Genomic DNA, 24,312 nt, shown 5'->3' with positions numbered 1-24,312 from the left:
CGTCAGCGCCACCCGGCAACAGCATCAAATAGACGTCCGTCCAAACGCCCCCTGCCAGTCCTGCTCAAACTTCACAACCGCCGCGTCCACCGCCGGAGAGGTAATAAACTGCTGCGCCACGTCCAGCGGCAGCGTGATGGACTCACACCCCGCCAGCAGGCAGTCCAGCGCCTGACGCGGCGTTTTGAAGCTCGCGGCGAGCACTTTTGACTGCGGCGCGTGCAGGGTCAGCAGCTGTTGCAGTTCGACCACCGTCTGGATCCCATCCCCGCCCTGCGCGTCCACGCGGTTCACGTAAGGAGCCACATACTCAGCACCCGCCAGCGCGGAGAGCATCCCCTGAGCTGCGCCGTATACCGCGGTACCCAGCGTCGGGATCCCTTCTGCTTTCAGCATTTTGATTGCCGCCAGCCCTTCAGCGGTCACGGGCACTTTTACCACCAGGTCGTTAACGATCGCGCGCAGCTTACGTGCGTCTTCCACCATCCCTTCGGCGGTCGTCGCCATTACCTGAGCGAACAGACGGCCCTTGCCGCCCAGCGCGTCGTGCAGCGCGGGCAACAGCTCTTCCAGGGGCGTTTTCCCTGCCGCCACAATGCTTGGATTGGTGGTCACGCCTGCCAGCGGAAAGATGCGCGCCAGCTTTTTGACTGCCGCAACGTCAGATGTGTCGAGATAAAGTTCCATGATGTCACCCTCAAAATTAGCCTGCACTTACCCTATCACGAGAAAACCTGCTCATGAATTGACCCATATCAAGATAACTTTCATTCGAAAGTAATTTAATCTTCATATGTAATTCGAGGGCAAAAAAATGATCTTCAATGTACAGCGTTACTCCACCCACGACGGCCCCGGTATTCGAACCGTGGTATTCCTGAAAGGCTGCTCGCTGGGCTGTCGCTGGTGCCAGAACCCGGAAAGCCGCTCCCGCACGCGGGACATACTGTTTGATGCACGCCTGTGCCTGGACGGCTGTGACCTGTGTCAGCAGGCCGCGCCGGAGTGTATTGAACGTGCGCTGAACGGGCTGGTCATCCATCGTGAAATATTAAGCGAAGAGACGCTCACTGCCCTCACCGACTGCTGTCCGACCCAGGCGCTGACCGTCTGCGGGGAAGATAAGCAGGTGGAAGAGATCATGGCCACCGTGCTGCGCGACAAGCCCTTCTACGACCGCAGCGGCGGCGGGATCACCCTTTCCGGCGGCGAGCCGTTTATGAATCCTGACCTGGCGCACGCCCTGCTTAAGGCCAGCCATGAGCAGGGGATCCACACCGCCGTTGAAACCTGCCTTCACGTACCGTGGCATTACCTCGAACCGTCATTGCCCTTCGTCGATCTTTTCCTCGCCGACCTCAAGCATGTTGATAGCGAGGTGTTTAAACAGTGGACCGACGGTTCGGCCAAACGGATCCTGGACAACCTGAAGCGCCTGGCCGCCGCCGGGAAAAACATCACCATTCGCGTGCCGCTGATTCAGGGCTTCAACGCCGATGAAGCGTCTGTTACCGCCATCACCAATTTCGCCGCCGACGAACTCGGCGTCGAGGATATTCATTTTCTGCCGTATCACACGCTGGGCATGAACAAATACACCCTGCTCGGCCAACCCTACTCTGCCCCTGACAAACCGCTGGATAACCCTGCGCTACTGGACTTCGCACAGCAGTATGCCTGCCAGAAAGGGTTAACTGCGACCTTACGAGGATAAACTTATGACCACCCTGAATCTCAACACCCTCAGCGAGCGCATCAAGGCGCACAAAACGGCGCTGGTGCATATCGTTAAGCCGCCGGTCTGTACCGAGCGCGCACAGCATTACACCGAAATGTATCAGCAGCACATGGACAAGCCGATCCCGGTACGTCGTGCGCTGGCCCTGGCTCACCATCTGGCAAAACGCACCATCTGGATCAAGCACGACGAGCTGATTATCGGTAACCAGGCCAGCGAAGTCCGCGCCGCGCCTATCTTCCCGGAATACACCGTCTCCTGGATCGAGAAAGAGATTGACGATCTGGCGGACCGTCCGGGTGCTGGCTTTGCGGTGAGCGAAGAGAACAAGCGTGTGCTGCATGAGATCTGCCCGTGGTGGCGCGGCCAGACGGTGCAGGATCGCTGCTACGGCATGTTCACCGACGAGCAGAAAGGCCTGCTGGAAACTGGCATCATCAAGGCTGAAGGCAACATGACCTCCGGTGACGCGCACCTGGCGGTGAATTTCCCGCTGGTGCTGGAGAAAGGCCTCGACGGCCTGCGTGCGAAAGTGGCCGAGCGCCGCTCGCGCATCAACCTGACGGTGCTGGACGATCTGCACGGCGACCAGTTCCTGAAGGCGATTGATATCGTACTGGAAGCCGTAAGCCTGCACATCTCGCGCTTCGCCGATCTGGCGCGTGAAATGGCCGCCACGGAAACCCGCGACAGCCGCCGCGACGAGCTGCTGGCGATAGCGGAAAACTGCGACGTCATCGCCCACGAACCGCCAAAAACCTTCTGGCAGGCGCTTCAGCTGTGCTACTTCATTCAGCTGATCCTGCAAATTGAGTCCAACGGTCACTCCGTTTCCTTCGCCCGTATGGACCAGTACCTTTACCCGTACTATCGCCGCGACGTGGAGCTGGACCAGAGTCTTGATCGCGAGCACGCCATCGAGCTGCTGCACAGCTGCTGGCTGAAGCTGCTGGAAGTGAACAAGATCCGCTCCGGCTCGCACTCCAAAGCCTCGGCGGGCAGCCCGCTGTATCAGAACGTTACTATTGGCGGCCAGAAGCTGGTTAACGGCGAGCCGATGGACGCGGTGAACCCGCTCTCTTACGCCATTCTGGAATCCTGCGGCCGTCTGCGCTCCACCCAGCCAAACCTGAGCGTGCGCTACCACGCCGGCATGAGCAACGACTTCCTCGACGCCTGCGTGCAGGTGATCCGCTGCGGCTTCGGGATGCCGGCATTTAACAACGATGAAATCGTGATCCCGGAATTTATCAAGCTTGGCGTGGAGCGCGACGACGCGTATGACTACGCCGCAATTGGCTGCATCGAAACCGCAGTGGGCGGAAAATGGGGCTACCGCTGCACCGGCATGAGCTTTATCAACTTTGCCCGCGTGATGCTGGCGGCGCTGGAAGGCGGTCGCGATGCCACCAGCGGTAAGGTATTCCTGCCGCAGGAGAAAGCCCTCTCTGCCGGGAACTTTGACAATTTCGATGAGGTGATGGCGGCGTGGGATAACCAGATCCGCTACTACACCCGCAAATCCATTGAGATTGAGTACGTGGTGGACACCATGCTGGAAGATAACGTCCACGATATTCTCTGCTCGGCGCTGGTGGATGACTGCATCGAACGCGCGAAAAGCATCAAGCAGGGCGGCGCGAAGTATGACTGGGTTTCCGGCCTACAGGTGGGGATCGCCAACCTTGGCAACAGCCTGGCGGCGGTGAAGAAGCTGGTGTTTGACCAGGGCGTAATCGGTCAGCAGCAGCTGGCGGCGGCGCTGGCGGATGATTTCGACGGGCTGACCCATGAGCAGCTGCGCCAGCGCCTGATCAACGGCGCGCCGAAGTACGGCAACGACGACGACAGCGTAGACATGCTGCTGACCCGTGCTTACGAAACCTACATTGAAGAGCTGAAGCAGTACCACAACCCGCGCTACGGCCGCGGCCCGATTGGCGGTAACTACTATGCGGGCACGTCGTCTATCTCCGCGAACGTGCCGTTTGGCGCGGCAACAATGGCCACGCCGGATGGCCGGAAAGCCCACACCCCTCTGGCGGAAGGAGCAAGCCCGGCCTCCGGTACGGACCACCTCGGCCCGACGGCGGTTATCGGCTCCGTGGGTAAACTGCCTACGGAAGCGATCCTCGGCGGCGTGCTGCTTAACCAGAAGCTGAACCCCTCAACGCTGGAAAACGACAGCGACTGTCAGAAGCTGATGGTACTGCTGCGCACCTTCTTCGAGGTACACAAAGGCTGGCATATTCAGTACAACATCGTCTCGCGCGAAACGCTGCTGGAAGCGAAGAAACACCCTGACCAGTACCGTGACCTGGTGGTGCGCGTAGCGGGATATTCGGCGTTCTTCACCGCCCTGTCGCCGGATGCGCAGGACGATATTATTGCCCGTACTGAGCATACGCTGTAAATATTTTCCGGGTGGCGGCTACGCCTTACCCGGCCTACAAGTCTAAAAACGGCAACCTCGGTTGCCGTTTTACTTTCGAATGAAATTAAATTTGTGCTCCCCGTCACCTTGTTATTAGAATGTTTCAAAACGCAGTGACCCAGGAGCACAGTATGACCGTTAAAGTTATCGTCACCGATATGGACGGAACTTTCCTTGATGATGCCAAGCAGTACGATCGTGACCGCTTCCAGGCACAGTTTGAACAGCTTAACGCCCGCAATATTGAATTCGTTGTCGCCAGCGGCAACCAGTATTACCAGCTCATCTCCTTCTTCCCCGAGCTGAAAGAGCAGATCTCCTTCGTGGCGGAAAACGGCGCGCTGGTCTTCGATCACGGTGAGCAAATTTTCCACGGCGAACTGACGCGCCATGAGTCGCAGATCGTTATTGGCGAACTGCTGAAGGATAAAGGGCTGAACTTTGTGGCCTGCGGGCTGGAGAGCGCCTACGTCAGCGACCAGGCCCCTGACGCGTTCGTGGCGCTGATGTCAAAGCACTATCACCGCTTAAAGCGCATCAGCGATTACCGCGAAATCGACGACGTGCTGTTTAAGTTCTCCCTGAACCTGCCGGACAGCGATATCCCGAACCTGGTCGATAAACTGCATGTCTCCCTGGACGGCATCATGAAGCCCGTCACCAGCGGCTTCGGTTTTGTCGATTTGATTATCCCCGGCCTGCACAAAGCTAACGGCATCAGCCGCCTGCTGAAACGCTGGAAAATCTCCCCACAGGAGTGCGTGGCTATTGGCGACAGCGGCAACGATGCGGAAATGCTGAAGCTGGTGAAATACGCTTTTGCGATGGGCAACGCGGCGCAAAGCATTAAAGACATTAGCCGCTACAGTACCGACGATAACAACCATCAGGGCGCGCTGAACGTGATTCAGGCCGTGCTCGACAACCACTCTCCTTTCGACGTCTGATCCTTTCCTCGCCGGGGCCTCGCTCCGGCTCCTTACTCTTTTCCCGTCCTGTGGCTTGTGTCAAGTTTTTAAACTTGCATTAACTTATTTTTAACTTAAAGTATCACTTGTAGACACTTTTACTTTCGAATGAAAGATGCGAGGCAGTTATGACCTTTACCAGTGAAACCTTGCCGGCGGACCACAAAGCGGCAATTCGTCAGATAAAACGCGAGCTACGGGCCCAGATTGGCGACGTTCAGGCGTTGTTCGACAGGCTCAGCGACAGCATTGCCACCCGCGTGGCGGAAATCAACGCGCTGAAGAATAAAGGCGAAACCGTCTGGCCGGTAATTCCCTTTGCAGATGTAAAAAACGGCACAATTAACGACGCCCAGCGCGAAGCCGTTAAACGTCGCGGTTGCGCGGTGATTAAAGGCCACTTCCCGCGTGAGCGGGCGCTGGCATGGGATCAGTCGATGCTCGACTACCTCGATCTGAACAAGTTTGACGAGGTGTACAAAGGGCCGGGCGACAACTTTTTCGGCACCTTAACCGCCTCCCGTCCGGAGATTTACCCGATCTACTGGTCACAGGCGCAAATGCAGGCGCGCCAGAGTGAAGAGATGGCACAGGTACAGTCGTTCCTGAACCGTTTATGGACATTCGAGAGCAACGGCAAGCAGTGGTTCGACCCTGACGTGAGCGTGATTTACCCGGACCGCATCCGCCGTCGTCCGCCGGGAACCACCTCCAAAGGGCTGGGGGCGCATACCGACTCCGGCGCGCTGGAGCGCTGGCTGCTGCCCGCTTATCAGCAGGTCTTTGCCCGCGTGTTTGACGGCAACGTCGAGAAATACGATCCGTGGAACGCCGCACACCGTACCGAAGTGGAAGAGTACACCGTGGATAACACCACCAAATGCTCGGTGTTCCGCACCTTCCAGGGCTGGACGGCGCTGTCGGATATGATCCCGGGACAGGGGCTGCTGCACGTGGTGCCGATCCCGGAAGCGATGGCGTACATTCTGCTGCGTCCGCTGCTGGACGATGTGCCGGAAGACGAGCTGTGCGGCGTGGCGCCGGGGCGCGTGCTGCCGATTTCTGAGAAGTGGCACCCGCTGCTGATCGAAGCATTAACCAGCATTCCGGCGCTGGAAGCCGGTGATTCCGTCTGGTGGCACTGCGACGTGATCCACTCCGTCGCGCCGGTGGACAATCAGCAGGGCTGGGGCAACGTGATGTATATTCCTGCCGCGCCGATGTGCGAAAAAAACCTCGCCTACGCGAAAAAGGTCAAGGAAGCGCTGGAAACCGGGGCGTCACCGGGCGATTTCCCGCGCGAGGATTATGAGAAAAGCTGGCAAGACCGCTTCACCGTGAACGATCTGAACATTCACGGCAAGCGCGCGCTGGGCATGGCTTAACTGTCGTACAGCCCTTCCCGCTCAACGGCGGTGCGTCGTTTTCCCTGACGTATCCGCCGTACCGATTCCCGCACGGCCAGCGTGCCGTTCAGCAATAATGTTCCGACCGGCGCGTCCGGGCGCATCAGCCGCTGCTGGAGCATATGCACCGCTTCGGTTCCCAGCTCATCGCGCGGGACATGCACCGCCGTTAAGGGAACATCCTGAATCGCCGCCAGATTAAAGCCGTCGATGCTCATCACCGAGACGTCCTGCGGCACGCGCAGACCGTGATTTTGCAGCGCGCTGATGGTGCCTGCCGCCATAAAATCGCCGCCGACCAGAAACGCGGTGGGCAGGTCTTTTCCCTGCTGCTGGTGAAGCCACTCGCTCACCAGCTGTTCGGTCTCTCTGGCGCTGAAGCTCGGCACCACCAACAGGTCGCGCCTGTCGTTAAACCTGAGGTTATGGACGTGCCACGCGTCGCGGATCCCCGACAGGCGCAGCTCCATGGTGTACCGGCGCAGGCAGAGCACGTTCATCACCTCGCGGTGCCCCATCTCGAACAGGTACTCCGCCGCCCGCTCGCCAATGGCGCGATGATCCGGCGCAACGGCAGGCAGGCGCATGTGGCGGTCCCGGCAGTTAATCAGCATGCAGGGCTTACCCACGTCCACCGCCAGATCATGGATATGCGGATCGTCGATACCAAGCAGAATGGCCGCCTGGGTATCCGGCTCGTTCATCCGGGCCAGAAACAGCTGCGCGTCGCTGTCGTTCTCCTCCAGCGCGCAGTAACGCAGGCGAACCTCGTGCGAAGCCAGGCCTTTACCGACGCTCTGGATGACGCGGTAGTAAAAGATGTCGGACCGCTCGTCAAAAGCACGCTGCGGGGCAAAAACCACCAGGCTATTCAACAGCAGACGCCCCGCCGCCATGCCGTCCATTACCCCCAGTTCCCGCGCGCACGCCAGCACCTTCGCCCGCGCCTTTTCGCTGGTGTTTGCCTTCCCCGCCAGCACGCGAGAAACGGTGCTGATGGAGAGCTGGGTACGGGCGGCGATTTCGGTGATTTTAAGCCTTTTATCCATTTTGTGATCTGGCTCCAGATGTGAAATGAAAAAATTTTCACAGCATCTTTGTCAGGTAATAACTTAGCTGAACGCCATAATGCCGAAAAACGAACCTCAGTTATGAGAAATTTTGCACAAAATCCACTATTCCCTGCTCATTTTCTCTCTTAAGGTGAACCTGTCACACAACTTCCATACTAGTTGTATAGCAGCTTAACATTCTAAAACAGATAACTTTCAAACGCATAACGCTGTGTGACACCTGAACCCACGTCCCCTACCGTCCGTCTTGTGGAGAAGAAAATGAGTCAGGACATCAATAACACCGTTGCGACAAGCAAAACCCGTCGCGTCATTAAGAACCTGCGCTGGTACGTACTGGTGCTGTTTCTTCTTGGCGTGACCGTTAACTACATCACCCGTAACTCGTTAGGTATTCTCGCCCCTGAGCTGAAGGAGAGCCTTGGTATCACCACCGAGCAATACTCCTGGATCGTCGGCGCGTTTCAGATTGCCTACACCATTTTCCAGCCCCTGTGCGGCTGGCTGATTGACGTTATCGGTCTGAAAATCGGCTTTATGGTCTGCGCCGGGATCTGGGCGCTGATGTGCATCTTCCACGCGGGCGCCGGAAGCTGGCTGCATCTCGCAATCCTGCGCTTCTTTATGGGTGCTTCTGAGGCTGCCGCCACGCCAGCGAACGCCAAAACCATCGGTGAATGGTTCCCGAAATCAGAGCGTCCCGTTGCCGCCGGTTGGGCGGGCGTGGGCTTCTCCATTGGCGCCATGCTGGCCCCGCCTATCATCTACTTTGCCCACGCCTCGTTTGGCTGGCAGGGTGCGTTTATGTTTACCGGCGTGCTGGCGCTGCTGTGGGTGATCCTCTGGTGGGCGTTCTACCACAACCCGGAGCAGCACCCGAACCTGAGCCGCGACGAGCTGGCGTTTATCAAGCAGGATAACGAACCTGCGCCGGTCAGACTGCCCTTCCTGACCGCGCTGAAAACTGTCTCGAAAAACAAACGCTTCTACGGTATCGCCATCCCGGCCTTTATGGCGGAACCGGCCTGGGCGGTGCTGAGCTTCTGGGTGCCCCTGTACCTCGCCAAAGAGCACGGCATGGACCTGAAGCAGATCGCGATGTTCGCCTGGCTGCCGTTCCTGGCCGCCGACCTCGGCAGCGTAGCGAGCGGCTACCTCACCCGGCTCTACACCCGCTGGTTCGGCTGCTCCCGCGTCAACTCGGTGGTGGCCAGCTCCGTCACCGGCGCGTTCCTGATGATTTCGCTGGCCATCGTCGCCGTGACTCGCGACCCGTATATCACCATTGTGCTGATCTCCATCGGCGGCTTCGGGCACCAGATTATCTCCTGCATGCTGAGCGCGCTGGTGGTGGAGTCCTTTGATAAGGGCCAGATGGCGACCGTCAACGGCATGCGCGGCTCGGCGGCGTGGATCGCCAGCTTCCTGTTCTCCCTGTTAATCGGGGTGACCGCCGACAAAATCGGCTTCAACCCGCTCTTTATCGCCATGGGGTTCTTTGACCTGATTGGCGCTCTCTTCCTGGTGGCATTTATTGCTGAACGTCGCGCCAAGCGCGCCTGATAGTGGATGTATTGCATATGAAAACCCTGAAAAACTGGACCGTTGATACGCAGTCTGCGAATCATCTGGAACTGCTGGTAGATAATCAGCACCGCCTGTGCCTGTACGTGCTGGAAGAGAACCTGTTCCGCGTGCTGATCAAACGCAAAGGCGAGCTGGCGCTGGACCGCACCTGGAGTATCGCCCCGGAACAAGACGTGCCGTGGGAAGGCCGCCGTCGTGACGACATAAGCGGTTTCTCCTGCCCGGCCTGGACCCTGACGCAGCAGGATGACACGTTAACGGTGGAAACCGAGCAGCTGCGCGTCACCGTCCACCAGCCCCTGTGGCTGGAGTGGCAGTACCGTAATGATGCGGGCGAATGGCAGCCGCTGGTCCAGGATCGCCCGACCAGCGCCTACCTGCTGAACGCTCACGGCGACGGCGTGGCGCACTATCTCAGCCGCCGCAAGGACGAGCGTTTCTACGGGCTGGGCGAGAAAGCGGGTGATTTACAGCGTAACGGCAAACGCTATGAGATGCGTAACCTGGACGCGATGGGTTACAACGCCGCCAGCACCGATCCGCTGTACAAGCACATCCCGTTCACCCTCACCCGCCGCGATGACGTGAGCTACGGCCTGTTCTACGATAACCTGAGCAGCTGCTGGCTGGATCTGGGTAACGAGATCGACAACTATCACACCGCCTATCGCCGCTGGCAGGCGGAAGCGGGCGACATCGACTACTACCTCTTCACCGGCGAGCGCGCGCTGGACGTTACCAAAGCCTTCGTTCGCCTGACGGGGAAAACGCTGTTCGGGCCGAAATGGAGCCTGGGCTACAGCGGCTCGACCATGCACTACACCGACGCGCCGGACGCCCAGAACCAGCTGATGAACTTCATCCGCTTGTGCGATGAGCACGCCATTCCGTGCGACTCGTTCCAGCTCTCCTCCGGCTATACCTCGATTAACGGCAAGCGCTACGTTTTCAACTGGAATTACGATAAGGTGCCGCAGCCGAAGGTGATGAGCCAGGCATTTCACGATGCGGGGCTGAAGCTTGCGGCCAACATCAAACCGTGCCTGTTGCAGGATCATCCCCGCTACGGCGAAGTGGCGGAACGCGGCCTGTTCATTCGTGATTCAGAAACCGATGCGCCTGAACGTTCAAGCTTCTGGGATGACGAAGGCTCGCACCTCGACTTCACCAACCCGCAGACGGTGCAGTGGTGGCAGAACGGCGTGACCACGCAGCTGCTGGAGATGGGCATCGACTCCACCTGGAACGACAACAACGAGTACGAAGTGTGGGACGGGGAAGCGCGCTGCTATGGTTTCGGCAAGGAGATTGCCATCAAGCACATTCGTCCGGTGATGCCGCTGCTGATGATGCGCGCCTCGCTGGAAGCGCAGCAGCGTTTTGCGCCGGAGAAGCGTCCGTATCTGATCTCCCGCTCCGGCTGCGCCGGGATGCAGCGCTACGTTCAGACCTGGAGCGGCGACAACCGCACCAACTGGGACACCCTGCGCTATAACATCCGCATGGGGCTGGGCATGAGCCTGTCCGGGCTGTTCAACGTCGGTCACGACGTGGGCGGTTTCTCTGGTGATAAGCCGGACGCCGAGCTGTTCGTGCGCTGGGTGCAGAACGGCGTGATGCATCCGCGCTTTACCATCCATTCCTGGAATGACGATCGCACCGTGAACGAACCGTGGATGTACCCGGGCGTGACCCCTGCGATCCGGGGCGCCATTGAACTGCGCTATCGCCTGCTGCCGTATCTCTACACCCTGCTCTGGCAGGCGCACGCCGACGACGAGCCGATGCTGCGCCCGACCTTCCTCGATCACGAGCACGACGAGCAGACGTTCGAAGAGTGCGATGACTTCCTGCTGGGCCGCGACCTGCTGGTGGCAAGCGTCGTCGAAGCCGGGCAGCGCGAGCGCCGCGTCTGGCTGCCGGACAACGACACCGGCTGGTACGATTTTTACACCCACGCGTGGTTCGCCGGCGGCCAGTCGATCGTTCTCGACGCGCCGCTGGAAAAACTGCCGCTGCTGGTGCGCGCTGGGGCCGGTTTGCCGCTCAGCGATCGCATCCGTCACGTGAGTGCCGATAAAGACGATACCCGTGAGCTGAAGCTGTTCCCGGTGAAAGGCGTCGGCACCACCTCCGGACTGCTGTTTGAAGACGACGGCGAAAGCTGGGGCTACCGGAACGGCAACGCGCTGTGGGTGGAATGGGAGATGGTGTGTGATGGATCAACCATCGACCTGAAGGTGAACGCGCGCGGTGACTATCGTCCGGCGTGGAAAGCGCTGAAGGTGTCGTTACCGGCGGGAGAAAAACGTACGCTGCGGGTGAACGGCGTTGAAGGGAGCGAGTGGGTGCTCTGAACATTGCCGGGCGGCGCATGCGCTTGCCCGGCCTACAAAGTCACCCGTAGGCCGGGCAAGCGCATGCGCCGCCCGGCTTTTTTTAACTCTCGATACCTTTGCTGCGCAGGTAATCTTCGTAGTTACCGGTGAAGTCCACCACGCGCTCTGGCGTAATTTCGATTACGCGGGTCGCCAGGGAGCTGACGAACTCACGGTCGTGAGAGACGAAAATCAGGGTGCCCTGATACATCTCCAGCGCCATGTTCAGCGATTCGATAGATTCCATATCCAGGTGGTTGGTTGGTTCGTCCATCACCAGGATATTCGGTTTTTCCATCATCAGCTTGCCGAATAGCATACGGCCCTTTTCACCACCGGAGAGCACTTTGGCGGGCTTTTTGATGTCGTCCTGGCTGAACAGCAGACGCCCCAGAATGCTGCGTACCGCCTGTTCGTCGTCCCCTTCCTGCTTCCACTGGCTCATCCAGTCGAAGACGGTCAGGTCGTTTTCGAATTCATATTCATGGTCCTGCGCGTAGTAACCGATCTGCGCGTTTTCTGACCATTTCACGGTACCGTTGTCCGGTTGCAGTTCGCCTACCAGGGTTTTCAGCAGGGTGGATTTACCCACGCCGTTGGCGCCCAGAATGGCAATCTTTTCGCCCACTTCCAGCAGCAGGTTGAAGTTTTTAAACAGCGGGCCTTCATCAAAGCCTTTGGTTAACGCCTCAACTTCCAGCGCGTTACGGAACAGTTTCTTGTCCTGCTCGAAGCGAATGAACGGGTTCTGACGGCTGGAGGCTTTCACCTCTTCCAGCTTGATCTTGTCAATCTGGCGGGCACGTGATGTTGCCTGACGGGATTTAGAGGCGTTGGCGCTGAAGCGGCTCACGAAGGATTGCAGGTCCGCAATCTGCGCTTTCTTCTTGGCGTTGTCGGCAAGCAGACGTTCACGCGCCTGCGTTGCCGCCGTCATGTACTCATCGTAGTTGCCCGGATAAACGCGCAGCTCGCCGTAGTCCAGATCCGCCATGTGCGTACAAACCATGTTCAGGAAGTGACGGTCGTGCGAGATGATGATCATGGTGCTGTCGCGATCGTTCAGCGTCTGCTCCAGCCAGCGGATGGTGTCGATGTCCAGGTTGTTCGTCGGTTCGTCGAGCAGCAGGATGTCCGGGTTAGAGAACAGCGCCTGTGCCAGCAGCACGCGCAGCTTCCAGCCTGGCGCGACTTCGCTCATCGGGCCGTAATGCTGTTCTACCGGAATACCGACGCCCAGCAGCAGTTCGCCCGCACGCGCTTCCGCAGAGTAGCCGTCCATTTCGCCGTACTGCGTTTCCAGGTCGGCCACTTTGTAACCGTCTTCTTCGCTCATTTCGGCGAGACCGTAGATACGATCGCGCTCCTGCTTCACTTCCCACAGCTCCGCGTGCCCCATGATCACGGTGTCGAGCACGGTGAACTCTTCGAAGGCGAACTGATCCTGACGCAGCTTACCGATACGCTCGTTCGGATCGAGCGACACGTTGCCCAGCGTCGGCTCTAAATCGCCGCCGAGGATCTTCATAAAGGTGGATTTTCCGCTACCGTTGGCACCAATCAGGCCGTAACGGTTGCCGCCGCCAAATTTGACGGAAATATTTTCGAACAGCGGCTTACTGCCAAACTGCATAGTGACGTTGCTGGTAACTAACACGGAGAGATTCCTGCGAAAAGTGTGATAAACACGGCATTATGCCACAATTCCGAATTGAGATCCCGTGTTGCGGTATTCCACTAAACTTTAACAAAATCGAAAAAAATGTGATTTCGTACACATCTGAATTCCCAGTTAACGGGAATGCACATATAATGCGCTCCCATTACAGATTCAGTCTTATCAACTCATCGCCAGAATGGCTTAGATACCTCGCATAACATGAACATGAAATTAACAACGCTTTTTGCGGCGGCGTTAGCCGTAGTAGGTTTTTGTAAGACCGCGTCTGCGGTGACGTATCCCCTGCCGACAGACGGAAGCCGTCTGGTGGGTGAAAACCAGGTGGTGACGGTTCCGGAAGGTAACACCCAGCCGCTGGAATACTTCGCGGCGCAGTACCAGCTCGGCCTGTCTAACATGCTGGAAGCTAACCCGGGCGTTGACCCGTACCTGCCAAAAGCGGGCACGGTGCTTAACATTCCGCAGCAGCTGATCCTGCCGGATACCGTTCACGAAGGTATCGTGATCAACAGCGCCGAAATGCGTCTGTATTACTACCCGAAAGGCACCAACACGGTGATCGTGCTGCCTATCGGCATCGGCCAGCTGGGCAAAGATACCCCCCTGAACTGGACCACCAAAGTTGAGCGTAAGAAAGCGGGCCCAACCTGGACGCCGACCGCCAAAATGCACGCGGAATACATCGCTGCGGGCGAGCCGCTGCCCGCCGTTGTACCTGCCGGCCCGGATAACCCGATGGGTCTGTACGCGCTGTACATTGGCCGTCTGTATGCCATCCACGGCACCAACGCCAACTTCGGTATCGGCCTGCGCGTGAGCCACGGCTGCGTGCGTCTGCGTAACGACGACATCAAGTTCCTGTTTGAAAACGTGCCGGTCGGCACGCGTGTGCAGTTCATCAACGAACCGGTGAAAGCGACCTCCGAGCCGGACGGTAGCCGTTATATTGAAGTGCACAACCCGCTGTCCACCAGCGAAGATCAGATCAACAACAATGAAATCGTGCCGATTAAGCTGACCAGCGCGGTGCAGGCCGTGACCTCTCAGGCGGATGTTGAAACGACCGTCGTTGACCAGGCGATTCAGAACCGTTCCGGTATGCCGGTACGTCTGAACTGATTGCGAAACGTCAAAAAAGCGGGCCACGGTGCCCGCTTTTTTTTATCCGTTATTTACGATAACGATGCCGCCATGATCGTAGCGATAATGGCAGTGGGCGTACTCCAGCGGCGTGCCGTCCTCCAGATAGATCACCTGCTCCACCTCCAGCACCGGATCGGTTTGCTCGCAGATCAGATGCTGCATATCCAGCGCACTGGGCTTCAGCGCCCTCACCACCCGATATGACCCCATGATCTTCAGCCCCAGCGTCTCCTGAACGTACTGGAACACCGAACTTTCAAGATGGGCTTTGTTCAGGCCGGGCACCAGATTGAGCGGCATCACCGTGGCGTCCAGCGACATGGGCTCACCGTTCAGCAAGCGCAGGCGGATGAAGTCGTAGATCGGCGCATCCGGGTTTATCATCAGCGACGCCTGTTCTTTCTCGTTCGGGAAGCGCAACTCGAAATGCACCACCTTGCTCGTCACCGTGCCTAAATGCTCCCAGGTTTTGGTCGCCCCGAAGTAGTCGCTGCCGGAGAGATCCCACTGCGAAAGCTGGAGAAAGTTTTTGCGAATGAAGGTGCCCTGCCCCTGACGCGTATAGACCAGCCCTTCAACGATCAGCTGGCGCATCGCCTGCTGAATGGTCATCCGGCTGGTGCTGAACTCCGCCGCCAGCGCAAACTGGTCCGGCAGCGGTTCATTGGCGGCGTACTGCTGGCTGATAATGCGTTTTTTGATTTCCCGCGCTATGGTGATGTACTTCGCCGCCATCGTCCTTCCTTCTGATTAGTTTTCTGTCCCGCTGTTCTTCAGCGCCACTCTCTCGGCCACCTTGAGGAAAGGCAGGTAGAAGAATACACCAAATACAATGATTGCCAACTGCACCACCACGGCGCGCCAGTCTCCCGCCGTCGCCAGCCAGGCGCTGAGGATCGGCGGCGTGGTCCACGGGATCATCACCACGCAGCGCGACATGAGCCCCAGCGTGGTACAGAGCCACGCAAAATAAATGCCGATGGCGGGCAGCAGCACAAACGGGATCATCAGCGGCAGGTTAAAGACAATCGGCAGGCCGAAAATCACCGGCTCGTTGATGTTGAACAGGCCCGGCGCCAGCGACAGCCGCGTCACCTGCTTCGCCGACTTTTGTCGGGAGAAGATGAAGATAGCAATCAACAGTGAGATCGTGCTGCCCGTACCGCCCACCATGCCAAACGTCGGCACAAAGATGTTGTTGATGATGTGCGGGATCGGCTGTCCGTTGGCGAAGGCCAGCATGTTCTCGTTGGTGTTAATCAGCAGGAACGGCTCCAGCACCACGCTGTTGACCACCGACTGGTGAATGCCGAGCGTGAACAGGAAGTTACCGAAGCTGTAGATGAAAATCGTCCCCGGCAGGCTGGTGTTGATCAGCCGCAGCGGCTGCTGAATAAAGGTCGTAATGAGGTGGATCAGATCCGTGTGCAGCACGTTCGCCAGCAGCGCCGCCAGCACCGCAAACAGCGACAGCGTGAGAATGGTCGGGATCAGCGCGGTAAAGGATTTGCTCACCGCCGGAGGCACGTTTTCCCCCAGCGAAATGTGCAGCGCCTTCAGCCGCGAAATAGCGATGAAGACCTCCGTTGAGAGCAGCCCAATCAGCACCCCGGCGAAAATCCCCGTAGAGCCGATATTGGCGAACGTCAGCACCTGGGTGACGTTCACCGTGGCCTCGCTGCCGACGGGCGTAATCTGTAAGCGCATCGGCATCATGATGATAAAGCTGCTGACGGCGATAACCACTGCCGAGACCGGATTGTCGAAATCTTTGTTGCGCGCCAGCGACCAGGCGATCATCGGCGCCAGCAGCAGCGCGGCGATGTTCAGCGTGCCGTTGACGATCGCCTCGCCCCACACCTTAAACTGTGTGAGCGTGTCACCCTCAAAAATCCACGGGAACACCACGTTGTTCACCAGCACCGCCAGACCGGCGAGGATGAAAATCGGCATCACCGTGGCGAAGGCATCGCGCAGTGAGCGCAGGTGCACCTGGTTTGCCAGGCGCGCCGAGAACTCAACAAATTTATCGACAAAAGACTGCATGTGCGGTGTTATTTTTGCTTCAGACATAGCGGAGTGTTCCCATCAATCAGTCACAAAAACGGCCCGGCAGCGTACGGCTTACATCTCGCGTCCGTTGGTATGGATAACCTGTTTTAACCACGCGTAGCTCTTCTTCGGCACGCGCTTCAGGTCTTTCAGGTCGTGATTCTCGCGGTTGACGTAGACCACGCCGTAGCGCTTGCGCATGTCGCCCTGCGAGCTGAGAATGTCAATCAGTCCCCAGCCGAGATAGCCCATGACCTCTGCGCCATCCTCGAACATCGCGTCTTTCATGGCCTCGATATGCGCCCGGTGGTAGTCGATGCGGTAGGTATCCTCAATCGGGTTGACCCCGTCCCAGGACTCAATCACCCCTATGCCGTTTTCAATCGGGAAGATCGGCATCCGCCAGTCGTTGGCATAGCGGGTGATGATGGTGCGAAAGCCCAGCGGATCGATCTGCCAGTTCCACTCGGTGGCCTTCAGGTACGGGTTATTTTTCTCTCCGTGCAGGAGGTAATTGTTCACCGGCGTGCCTTCCGGGATCGCATCGCTGTCCAGCGTTTTGCTGGCGTAGTAGCTGAAGGCCATAAAGTCGTTCTTCGTGCGCGCGAACAGGGCGAGATCGTCGGCGCGATAGATATCACCAAAGCCCTCCTGCTCCACCACCGCCATCACCGCCGGGCTGTAGCCCTGGCCTGCGAAGACGCGCAGCAGGTTCTGGTTGAGGAATTCGTCGTACTGCTGGGCGCAGAAGATATCGCGCGGCTTGCAGGTGGCCGGATAAATCAGCTGGTGTGCCAGCATGCCGCCCATTAGCTGGCCCGGTTTCGTCTGGTGCAGGTATTCGGTCAGCGACATGTGCGCCACCATCGCATGGTGCTGAAGCTCATACAGCTCGCGCAGGGTTTTCTCGCCCTTCATATAGCCGGAAATGCGGAACGCTTCCGGCATATGGAAAATATTCTGCTCGTTGAAGGTCAGCCAGTACTTCACCCGGTCCCCGTAGCAGTCGATCATCTTTTTGCCATAGCGGATAAAGGCCTCCATCACGCGGCGATCGTTGAAGCCGTTGTACTCCTGCGCCAGCGCCAGCGGCATATCGAAGTGGTAGAGGCAGACCATCGGCTCGATACCGCGGGCGAGCAGATCGTCAATAAAGCGGTCGTAAAACGCGATGCCCTCGTTGTTGAACTCGCCGTCACCCAGCGGGCAGACGCGGCTCCAGGAGATCTGGAAGCGGTAGCAGTTCATGCCCAGATCCTGCATCAGGTCGAAATCTTCCCGGTAGCGGTGGTAGGAGTCGGTCGCCACCTTCCAGTCGGAAACGTTTTCCCCGGCTTCGCGAATGTCGTACACCGACATCCCCTTCCCGCCCTCGTTCCAGGCCCCTTCCGTCTGCATACTGGACACCGAGTTGCCCCATAAAAAGTTTGCTGGCAGTGAATTGTTCATGCTCTCTCCCTATATGACTAGTCATTTAAAATTTCATGACTAGTCATATAGGCGAAGATGAGATTTCGATCAAAGGGGAGGATCGTTTTTTGTGAGGTTGATGGGAATAAAAAGCCCCGGTCGTTGCCGAGGCTGATTTCCTGTTTAATGTTTAAAGCCCGCTTTCTGCCGCAACTTTTGCCTGGGCAATTGCTCCGGCATTGAATATGGGGTGCTCATAGCGATCGGTTACGTCCTGAACCCTGTATATCTTCCATGTGCCAGATTCTCGCCGAACGAATACCCGCAACTCTATTTTTCCGCCGTTTTCTCTTCCAATCCAGACCGGCATAACCTCTCCGCCCATAAACGAATTGGCTGGCCCGACATTTAACGCCGACACCCATGAGGGATCATAGTCCTGCGCATAAGCGAAGTAATCAGATCCAAGCAGGTCTTGTTCGGGTATCGACTCTATATCGTCCAGTCTCTTAATCGTGTCAGCAGAGACATATTCGCGCAGATCAGACGGCGAATATTCATTGTCGCTACTTGTTAGTGACATTAGATAAGTGGAGTAAAAAGAGTGCACCCGCGTCGGCGCGCTCTGATCCGGCTTAACCGAGCAAGCAGAGAGCAAGCAAATGCATAACACTATTGCGGCTCGCATCAATTCATCCTGTAAACTTTAAAGGCTGGCTGGGCCCTGCGATAACCCGGCCCGGGGTACATGCTGCGCTGTCGGAAATCTGAGATCCACTGCGTCCCATCATACATTGTCATATGCCCGCTGGAGTTTCCTCCCGGATAGGGTTGAATAACAGCGACATCACCGCTCAATAATGTTGAACCGGGCGGGACTTCACGAAATCCCGCACGCAGTAAAGATTGCCCGTAATCTTTTGCGTTTAGCGTTCTCTCCAGCCGTATGCCTCCAGCGGCTATAGCCTCTCGGGTAAAAGTCGCACATTCGTTATGTGAACGACCAAGAGCATGTGATCGGAGGTGTGAAACAGCAACGTCTTTGTTCCAGCTCATTCTTAGTTCCCTTAAGTAAGTAAGAGCGGAATTATTGTGCCAGTCATTAACTTTTTGTTGGCTGAAAAATGCTTAACGTTGTACAGTTTTGCGCCCAGTAAAAAGCCCCGGCAGGCATCGAGGCTTGTTGAAAGTTTAATGGTTAATATTAAAGCCCGCTTTCGGCCGCAACTTTTGCCTGGGCAAATGCTCCGGCATTAAATATAGGATGTTCGTGAGTGTTCGTTATGTCCCGAACGCGGTAGATTTTCCATGCATCATCTTCACGACGGAGAAATACTTCAAGGTGTATGCTCCTCCCGCCACTCGCCCCCTCAATGACCTGGACTACTTCACCGTTTAAAAATGGCCTTGCGTTTTCCACCCGTAACGCAGGTACCCATTCGCGAGAGTAATCCTGGGTATATGTAAAATAATCAGATTCTATTAATTCTTGTTCCGGGATTTCCTGAATGGCATTAATGCGAGCAATAGTATCAGCAGAAATATATTTACGCAGTTCGTCGGCAGGATAAGGCCTGGCTTCATCGCTGCCGAATGCGCAAAGATAGGATTGATAAAATGATTCTGTAGCGTCTTGCGCATTTTGATTAGCAACTGAACGACATCCCACCAGCAGCATAACGACAGATAAAAATATCTTTTTCATTAATGCATCCTGTAAATTTTGAAGGGTGGATGGTTCTTGCGGTACCCAAGCCCCGGATACATACTTTTTTGAACAAAGTCAGAAATCCACTGCATGCCGTCATACATAGTCATGTGACCTATACCGTTTCCTCCGGGATACGGCTGTATTACAGCCACATCGCCAGCAATTAAAGTCGAACCGGGCGGCAGTTCACGGAATCCAGCACGTAATAATTCCGCCCCATAATCTTTTGCATAATCTGTGTTAGGTACCTTAACGCCTCCAGCCAGAATGGCCAGACGGGTAAACTTCGCGCATTCGCTGTGAGAGTGTCCGAGCGCGTGTGACCGGAGATAAGAAACAGCAACGTCTTTGTTCCAGCTCATTCTTAGTTCCCTTAAGTAAGTAAGAGCGGAATTATTGTGCCAGTCATTAACTTTTTGTTGGCTGAAAAATGCTTAACGTTGTCCGGTCAAAACATGATTTCACGCGCCAGTAAAAAGGCCGGATTCGCTGCGCGGATCCGGCCAGAGTTGCCACCTTTAGCAATTTATCCGCGCGGAGCGTCGCCAAAGACAGCATAATCCGGCAGTCGCACCTGCTGATACGGCTCCCAGCCGCCGCCGAGGGCTTTATAAAGCGCCACCAGGTCAAGCGCGCTTTGCACCTGCGCCTGCGCGCGCTGCTGTTCGGCCTGGGCCAGCTGACGCTGGGCGTCCAGCACGTCGATAAAGCTGGCGATCCCCTGCCGGTAGCTGTCGCTGGCGAGATCAAAGGCGTTTTGCAATGCGTCGATGGTTTTCGCGAGACCCGCCTCACGCTGCTGATCGGTGCGATAGCTCACCAGCGCGTTTTCGACATCGCCGAGCGCCGTCAGCACCGTCTGGCGATAGTCCAGCACCGCCGCGCCCTGCTGCGCGCGCGCCACCTTGACGCTGGAGACCAGCCGACCGCCCTGGAAAATCGGAATGGAAACCTGCGGGCCGAAGCTGTAGAAATGGCTGCTCCAGTCGGTCAGCCAGCCAGATTCGCTGTTGCGCAGGCCAAACTGTCCGGAGAGGGTGAAGCTCGGGAACAGTTCAGCCACCGAGACACCAATCTGCGCCGTGGCGGCGTGGAGGTTCGCCTCCGCTTCACGCACGTCGGGACGGCGGCGGGCCAGCGTCGACGGAATGCCGGTCTGTACGATATCCGGCAGCGCGGGCATCGGCTGCGCTGATTGCAGCTCGGCGTCCAGCGCTCCCGGCGGTTTACCGAGCAGGATCGCCAGCCCGTTCATCGCCTGGCGTTCCTGGGCCTGATACTGCGGTAGCTGGGCTTCAAGATTACCCAGCTGCGCCCGGGCGTTTTCCACGTCCATCTGCGGCGACAGCCCGCCGCGCTGGCGGCTTTCGGTCAGATCCAGCGTTTGCTGCGCGCTCTCAATTTGCGTATTGAGCGTGGCGATGATGCTTTGCGCCCCGCGCAGCTGTAGCCACGCCCGCGCCACTTCGGCCTCCAGCGATACCAGCGCATCGTTACGCTGTTCGATGGCGGCTTTCTGCTGTGCTTCAGCGGCTTCCACCTGACGGCGAACCTTGCCCCAGAGGTCGATTTCCCACTGGGCGTCAAAGCTGCCCTGGTAAAGATTGATCGGCTGCGTCAGCGGGCCTAGCGCGCTTCGCAGCTGCGGATCGACATTATCCAGCTGGTCATAGACGCCGTGGGATTTTAGCTCCCCTTCCAGCCCAAGCTGCTGGCGCGTTGCCTGCACATTGCCATTCACCGACGGGAAAAACGCCCCGCCCGCCTGGTTAATCTGTTCGCGCGCACCGGCAATGCGCAATACCGTTTGCTGTAACGTCAGATTCCCGGCGATGGCGCGCTCAACCAGGCTGTCGAGCTGTGGCGAGCCGAAGGTTTTCCACCAGCGCGGGTTAGTGGCGGCGGAAGACGTTTGCGATTTCACCGCGCTGTCGCCCTTATCGTTCCAGTGCGTAACGGCGGGCGGCGCGGGCGGCTGGTAGTCCGGCCCGACGGCGCAGCCCACCAGCAGCATCATTATCATCAGGGGGTGTAAACGTCTGTGTATCATCAGTGTGCTCCTGCACTCCCCTCGCTCTTAACCGGCGAGAGCAACAAACAAAACGGAATCAGTAAGAAGGCCACCGCGCTCAGAATGGTGAAGACGTCGATGTAGGCCAGGAAGCGCGACTGCTCGATCATCGTCTGGTACATCCGCCCGGTGGCAATCCCGGTCGGGTCACCCACCTGAGAGGTGAAGTTCTGGATCGCCTGCGCACTTTCGCGTATTGCCAGCTGGAACTGCTCGTTAAACGGCGAAGCGTGGTAGGCCAGATGCGCGCTGTGCGCCTGTGAGCGCTCGGTGATTGCCGCCGTCGACAGCGAAATGCCAATCGAGCCGGCCACGTTGCGGAACATGGTAAACAGCGCCGCCGCGTCGGCGTTGAGCCGCCTTGGGATCGAAATAAAGGCGATGGTGGTGAGCGGCACAAACAGGAACCCCAGCCCAATCGACTGGGCGCTGCGGAACAGAACCAGCGTTTCGAAATCGATGTCCGGGGTCAGAGTGCGGGACCAGAAGAACGACACCGCCAGGCAGGTAAAGCCAAAGGCGATGATCCAGCGCGTCTGCACCACCGGCATCAGCTTCAGCACCAGCGGAATAGTCAGCACAATCAGCACCGCCCCGGGCGACAGCACCAGACCGGACCAGGTGGCGGTATAGCCCAAATCCTGCTGTGCCAGCTGCGGGATCACCACCGAGCTACCGTACAGGATCATCGCCATCCCCGCCATCAGCAGGCTGGAGATCGCAAAGTTGCGATCCTTCATGCAGTGCAGATCCACCACCGGCTTTTTGGCATACATCAGCCAGTAGATCGCGCCAATAATGCCAATCAGCGTCAGTACCGCGAAGGTGCGGATAAAGTTCGAATAGAACCAGTCATCATCTTCGCCCCGGTCGAGCATCACCTGCAAACAGCCAAGGCCGAGGGCGATCAGGCCGATCCCCGTCCAGTCGACGGTGAGCTTCTCTTCCGACTTTTTCTCCCACGGCGGATCTTCCAGCAGCTGGTAGATGGCCAGCACCGTCACGATCCCCACCGGAATATTGATGAAGAACACCCAGCGCCAGGAGTAGTTATCGGTGATCCAGCCCCCCAGCGTCGGGCCGAGCACCGGCGCGACGATAATCGCAATGGAGGAGAGGCCAAAGGCTTTGCCCCTGTCCTCCGGCTTGAAGTAGTCGAGCAGCACCGACTGCTGCGTGGGCTGCAACCCGCCGCCAAAGAAGCCCTGCATCACGCGGAAGAGGATGATTTGCCAAAGCTCGGTGGCGATGCCGCACAGGAACGAGCAGATGGTGAACATCACAATGCAGATCAGGAAGAACTGCTTGCGGCCAAACAGCCGGCTCAGGAAGGCCGAGATCGGCAGCACGATGCCGTTCGCCACCAGGTAGCTGGTCAGCACCCAGGTAGATTCGTCGTAGCTTGCCGAGAGCGACCCTGCCACGTGCGGCAGCGCCACGTTGACGATGGTGGTGTCCAGAATCTCCATAAACACCGCCAGGGTGACCACAATCGCCACCGCCCACGGGTTACTGGCGGGCTTCCAGTTTTCGTGGCTGCTGTCCGTCATTCCACGGTGACCTTCGGTTCAACCGACAGCCCAAGCGGCAACGGCTTGTTCGGATCCAGCCCTTTATCAATGACGATTTTCACCGGCACGCGCTGCACGATCTTCACAAAGTTACCGGTGGCGTTTTCCGACGGGAAGGCGGAGAAGCGCGAGCCGCTGCCCTGCTGGATGCTGTCAATATGGCCTTCCAGCGCCATATCCGGCCAGGCATCGACGGATACCGTCACTTTATCGCCCGGCTTCATGCGCTCAAGCTGCGACTCCTTGAAGTTCGCCACCACCCACACGTTCGGGGAGACCAGCGAGAACAGCGCCGTGCCCGCCTGCACCAGCGTACCGGGCTGGACGTTGCGCTTAGTGACAAAACCGTCGAACGGGGCGCGGACTTCGGTATAGGAGAGATTCAGGTTGGCGGTTTCCAGCTGCGCCCTGGCCTGATCGACCTGCCGTTCGCGGGCTTCAACATTCGTTTCCTGCTGGCGGATTTGCAGCTGAACCTGCTCCGCCACTTCCAGCTGCGCCTGCGCGCTGGCCAGACCCGCCTGTGCGCTGCGCAGCTGAGCGTTGGCGGAATCGATACTTTGTTGCGTGGTCGCGCGCGGGTCAACGCCGCGCTGACGGCGGTACTCCGCCTGCGCGTTGGCCATATCCGCCTGCGCTTTCAACACCTGCGCTTTGGCCTCATCGCGCTGGGCGGGGTATTGCACTTTTGAGAGCGCCAGCTGCGCCTGGGCCTGATGCAGCTGTGCCAGCGCCAGCCCAAGCTGGGCCTGAGCCTGATCGCGCTGGGCGGTGGTATCGCGAGGATCGATCACCACCAGCACGTCCCCTTTTTTCACGCGCTGGTTATCCCGCACGCGAAGTTCAGTTACGTAGCCCGCCGTTTTAGGGGCAATGGTCACCACGTCGCCGTCGGTAAAGGCGTCGTCGGTGGTCTCTTCGTTGCGGGTTAAAAACCACCAGACCAGCGCCACAATCACCATCACGATGACCACAATGCCGAGGATAATTAACGGTTTTTTGCCCGGACGCTTGCGCTCGTTATTGTTTTTATCCTGCTCGTCAGCAGGTGGATTTTGTTCTTCTGCCATAGTTCAGCAACGGTCCTGT

20 protein-coding genes are annotated in these 24,312 nt (G+C 57.9%); 7 read left to right on the top strand and 13 right to left on the bottom strand.

Features of this window, described 5'->3' with window-relative positions; translation table 11 throughout:
- Positions 1 to 24: 24 nt before the first annotated feature.
- Positions 25 to 687: a fructose-6-phosphate aldolase gene (gene fsa / locus IM300_RS06945; protein ID WP_107534992.1), complete on the bottom strand. Its 663-nt coding sequence runs from the start codon at positions 685 to 687 to the stop codon at positions 25 to 27.
- A gap of 127 nt (positions 688 to 814) precedes the next feature.
- On the opposite strand from fsa, the gene IM300_RS06940 reads away from it, so the two are divergent.
- The 4 genes from IM300_RS06940 (at position 815) to IM300_RS06925 (ending at position 6,525) form a co-directional block, all read left to right on the top strand.
- Complete coding sequence (locus IM300_RS06940) at positions 815 to 1,714, top strand: glycyl-radical enzyme activating protein (RefSeq protein WP_193035863.1); 900 nt, start codon at positions 815 to 817, stop codon at positions 1,712 to 1,714.
- A 4-nt stretch (positions 1,715 to 1,718) separates the two neighbouring features.
- Positions 1,719 to 4,151 (top strand): formate C-acetyltransferase/glycerol dehydratase family glycyl radical enzyme, encoded by a 2,433-nt coding sequence (locus IM300_RS06935; protein ID WP_193035861.1) that lies wholly within the window; start codon positions 1,719 to 1,721, stop codon positions 4,149 to 4,151.
- A 152-nt stretch (positions 4,152 to 4,303) separates the two neighbouring features.
- Positions 4,304 to 5,119, top strand: coding sequence for a Cof-type HAD-IIB family hydrolase (locus IM300_RS06930; protein ID WP_112792553.1), 816 nt, complete (start codon positions 4,304 to 4,306; stop codon positions 5,117 to 5,119).
- Between the two features lie 149 nt (positions 5,120 to 5,268).
- On the top strand, positions 5,269 to 6,525 hold the full coding sequence (locus tag IM300_RS06925; protein ID WP_193035859.1) for a DUF1479 domain-containing protein: 1,257 nt from the start codon (positions 5,269 to 5,271) through the stop codon (positions 6,523 to 6,525).
- Here the strand turns inward: IM300_RS06925 and IM300_RS06920 are convergent.
- Positions 6,522 to 7,595, bottom strand: coding sequence for a LacI family DNA-binding transcriptional regulator (locus IM300_RS06920; RefSeq protein WP_193035857.1), 1,074 nt, complete (start codon positions 7,593 to 7,595; stop codon positions 6,522 to 6,524). The genes IM300_RS06925 and IM300_RS06920 overlap by 4 nt on opposite strands.
- Positions 7,596 to 7,880: 285 nt before the next feature.
- Between IM300_RS06920 and IM300_RS06915 the strand changes: the two genes are divergently transcribed.
- Together IM300_RS06915 and IM300_RS06910 are read left to right on the top strand one after the other, a co-directional pair.
- The gene (locus IM300_RS06915) at positions 7,881 to 9,182 is read left to right on the top strand and encodes an MFS transporter (RefSeq protein WP_107534987.1); all 1,302 of its coding nucleotides are present in this window, start codon (positions 7,881 to 7,883) and stop codon (positions 9,180 to 9,182) included.
- A gap of 17 nt (positions 9,183 to 9,199) precedes the next feature.
- Positions 9,200 to 11,563 (top strand): TIM-barrel domain-containing protein, encoded by a 2,364-nt coding sequence (locus IM300_RS06910; protein WP_193035855.1) that lies wholly within the window; start codon positions 9,200 to 9,202, stop codon positions 11,561 to 11,563.
- An 82-nt stretch (positions 11,564 to 11,645) separates the two neighbouring features.
- On the opposite strand, the gene IM300_RS06905 is transcribed toward IM300_RS06910, so the two are convergent.
- Complete coding sequence (locus IM300_RS06905) at positions 11,646 to 13,241, bottom strand: ABC-F family ATPase (protein ID WP_063866190.1); 1,596 nt, start codon at positions 13,239 to 13,241, stop codon at positions 11,646 to 11,648.
- Between the two features lie 222 nt (positions 13,242 to 13,463).
- Here IM300_RS06905 and ldtB point away from each other — a divergent pair, with 222 nt between their 5' ends.
- Positions 13,464 to 14,384: a L,D-transpeptidase gene (gene ldtB / locus IM300_RS06900; protein ID WP_063449266.1), complete on the top strand. Its 921-nt coding sequence runs from the start codon at positions 13,464 to 13,466 to the stop codon at positions 14,382 to 14,384.
- Positions 14,385 to 14,426: 42 nt separating this feature from the next.
- Here the strand turns inward: ldtB and IM300_RS06895 are convergent, their stop codons facing one another.
- The 10 genes from IM300_RS06895 to IM300_RS06855 form a co-directional block, all read right to left on the bottom strand.
- Positions 14,427 to 15,143 (bottom strand): GntR family transcriptional regulator, encoded by a 717-nt coding sequence (locus tag IM300_RS06895; RefSeq protein WP_063866189.1) that lies wholly within the window; start codon positions 15,141 to 15,143, stop codon positions 14,427 to 14,429.
- A 15-nt stretch (positions 15,144 to 15,158) separates the two neighbouring features.
- Positions 15,159 to 16,481: a PTS sugar transporter subunit IIC gene (locus tag IM300_RS06890; RefSeq protein ID WP_193035853.1), complete on the bottom strand. Its 1,323-nt coding sequence runs from the start codon at positions 16,479 to 16,481 to the stop codon at positions 15,159 to 15,161.
- A gap of 51 nt (positions 16,482 to 16,532) precedes the next feature.
- Complete coding sequence (locus IM300_RS06885) at positions 16,533 to 17,909, bottom strand: glycoside hydrolase family 1 protein (RefSeq protein WP_193035851.1); 1,377 nt, start codon at positions 17,907 to 17,909, stop codon at positions 16,533 to 16,535.
- A 151-nt stretch (positions 17,910 to 18,060) separates the two neighbouring features.
- The gene (locus IM300_RS06880) at positions 18,061 to 18,558 is read right to left on the bottom strand and encodes a YbjP/YqhG family protein (protein WP_063866185.1); all 498 of its coding nucleotides are present in this window, start codon (positions 18,556 to 18,558) and stop codon (positions 18,061 to 18,063) included.
- On the bottom strand, positions 18,558 to 18,926 hold the full coding sequence (locus IM300_RS22630; RefSeq protein WP_131636228.1) for an NlpC/P60 family protein: 369 nt from the start codon (positions 18,924 to 18,926) through the stop codon (positions 18,558 to 18,560). The genes IM300_RS06880 and IM300_RS22630 overlap by 1 nt, the downstream gene beginning before the upstream one ends.
- A 148-nt stretch (positions 18,927 to 19,074) precedes the next feature.
- The gene (locus tag IM300_RS06875) at positions 19,075 to 19,575 is read right to left on the bottom strand and encodes a YbjP/YqhG family protein (protein ID WP_063866183.1); all 501 of its coding nucleotides are present in this window, start codon (positions 19,573 to 19,575) and stop codon (positions 19,075 to 19,077) included.
- Complete coding sequence (locus tag IM300_RS06870) at positions 19,575 to 19,943, bottom strand: hypothetical protein (protein ID WP_193035849.1); 369 nt, start codon at positions 19,941 to 19,943, stop codon at positions 19,575 to 19,577. The genes IM300_RS06875 and IM300_RS06870 overlap by 1 nt, the downstream gene beginning before the upstream one ends.
- Before the next feature lie 164 nt (positions 19,944 to 20,107).
- Positions 20,108 to 21,631, bottom strand: a complete 1,524-nt coding sequence (locus IM300_RS06865; protein ID WP_193035847.1) for an efflux transporter outer membrane subunit — start codon at positions 21,629 to 21,631, stop codon at positions 20,108 to 20,110.
- Complete coding sequence (locus IM300_RS06860; protein WP_193035845.1) at positions 21,631 to 23,202, bottom strand: DHA2 family efflux MFS transporter permease subunit; 1,572 nt, start codon at positions 23,200 to 23,202, stop codon at positions 21,631 to 21,633. The genes IM300_RS06865 and IM300_RS06860 overlap by 1 nt, the downstream gene beginning before the upstream one ends.
- Complete coding sequence (locus IM300_RS06855) at positions 23,199 to 24,293, bottom strand: HlyD family secretion protein (protein WP_063866179.1); 1,095 nt, start codon at positions 24,291 to 24,293, stop codon at positions 23,199 to 23,201. Before IM300_RS06855 ends, IM300_RS06860 begins: the two co-directional genes overlap by 4 nt.
- Positions 24,294 to 24,312: the final 19 nt, after the last annotated feature.

This window comes from Enterobacter cloacae complex sp. I2 (assembly GCF_014896205.1).
Taxonomy (GTDB): domain Bacteria; phylum Pseudomonadota; class Gammaproteobacteria; order Enterobacterales; family Enterobacteriaceae; genus Enterobacter; species Enterobacter quasihormaechei.
This window is presented reverse-complemented; position numbering and strand designations above follow the sequence as displayed.

Bases quoted from the DNA above. Each gene is read 5' to 3' on its own strand.
- fsa (WP_107534992.1), bottom strand. From the start codon at position 687: ATGGAACTTTATCTCGACACATCTGACGTTGCGGCAGTCAAAAAGCTG.
- IM300_RS06940 (WP_193035863.1), top strand. From the start codon at position 815: ATGATCTTCAATGTACAGCGTTACTCCACCCACGACGGCCCCGGTATT.
- IM300_RS06935 (WP_193035861.1), top strand. From the start codon at position 1,719: ATGACCACCCTGAATCTCAACACCCTCAGCGAGCGCATCAAGGCGCAC.
- IM300_RS06930 (WP_112792553.1), top strand. From the start codon at position 4,304: ATGACCGTTAAAGTTATCGTCACCGATATGGACGGAACTTTCCTTGAT.
- IM300_RS06925 (WP_193035859.1), top strand. From the start codon at position 5,269: ATGACCTTTACCAGTGAAACCTTGCCGGCGGACCACAAAGCGGCAATT.
- IM300_RS06920 (WP_193035857.1), bottom strand. From the start codon at position 7,595: ATGGATAAAAGGCTTAAAATCACCGAAATCGCCGCCCGTACCCAGCTC.
- IM300_RS06915 (WP_107534987.1), top strand. From the start codon at position 7,881: ATGAGTCAGGACATCAATAACACCGTTGCGACAAGCAAAACCCGTCGC.
- IM300_RS06910 (WP_193035855.1), top strand. From the start codon at position 9,200: ATGAAAACCCTGAAAAACTGGACCGTTGATACGCAGTCTGCGAATCAT.
- ldtB (WP_063449266.1), top strand. From the start codon at position 13,464: ATGAACATGAAATTAACAACGCTTTTTGCGGCGGCGTTAGCCGTAGTA.
- IM300_RS06895 (WP_063866189.1), bottom strand. From the start codon at position 15,143: ATGGCGGCGAAGTACATCACCATAGCGCGGGAAATCAAAAAACGCATT.
- IM300_RS06890 (WP_193035853.1), bottom strand. From the start codon at position 16,481: ATGTCTGAAGCAAAAATAACACCGCACATGCAGTCTTTTGTCGATAAA.
- IM300_RS06885 (WP_193035851.1), bottom strand. From the start codon at position 17,909: ATGAACAATTCACTGCCAGCAAACTTTTTATGGGGCAACTCGGTGTCC.
- IM300_RS06880 (WP_063866185.1), bottom strand. From the start codon at position 18,558: ATGCGAGCCGCAATAGTGTTATGCATTTGCTTGCTCTCTGCTTGCTCG.
- IM300_RS22630 (WP_131636228.1), bottom strand. From the start codon at position 18,926: ATGAGCTGGAACAAAGACGTTGCTGTTTCACACCTCCGATCACATGCT.
- IM300_RS06875 (WP_063866183.1), bottom strand. From the start codon at position 19,575: ATGAAAAAGATATTTTTATCTGTCGTTATGCTGCTGGTGGGATGTCGT.
- IM300_RS06870 (WP_193035849.1), bottom strand. From the start codon at position 19,943: ATGAGCTGGAACAAAGACGTTGCTGTTTCTTATCTCCGGTCACACGCG.
- IM300_RS06865 (WP_193035847.1), bottom strand. From the start codon at position 21,631: ATGATACACAGACGTTTACACCCCCTGATGATAATGATGCTGCTGGTG.
- IM300_RS06860 (WP_193035845.1), bottom strand. From the start codon at position 23,202: ATGACGGACAGCAGCCACGAAAACTGGAAGCCCGCCAGTAACCCGTGG.
- IM300_RS06855 (WP_063866179.1), bottom strand. From the start codon at position 24,293: ATGGCAGAAGAACAAAATCCACCTGCTGACGAGCAGGATAAAAACAAT.